The following is a 301-nucleotide window of genomic DNA, read 5'->3' as shown; positions in this document are numbered from 1 at the left end:
GGCCATGACGGGAACGATGGCCTGCATGGGCGCGGCGGCAATGATAATTTATTTGGCATGGACGGTAACGATGTGCTCATCGGCGGCGATGGTGGCGATATTTTGAACGGCGGCAATGGCATAGATCGCGCGCAATATACCGACGCGACTGCCGGCCTCATCGCTGATTTGCAAGTCGCCAGCAACAACACGGGATTTGCGGCGGGCGACACTTATGTTTCCATTGAGGACTTGTATGGATCAGCCCATGGCGACAATCTGCGCGGTGATGCGGGCGACAACACCATCTCGGGTTATGGCG

The 301-nt window shown here is 57.1% G+C and carries 1 protein-coding gene; it reads left to right on the top strand.

Annotated elements, in window-relative coordinates:
• The coding region (locus KO497_RS13920) for a calcium-binding protein (protein WP_436799295.1) at positions 1-301 on the top strand (301 nt) is incomplete at both ends.

The sequence above is a fragment of the Pacificibacter marinus genome (genome assembly GCF_018860665.1).
Taxonomy (GTDB): Bacteria; Pseudomonadota; Alphaproteobacteria; order Rhodobacterales; family Rhodobacteraceae; genus Celeribacter; species Celeribacter marinus_A.
The sequence above is the reverse complement of the archived record's forward strand: the minus strand, read 5'-3'. Positions and strand labels throughout refer to the sequence as shown.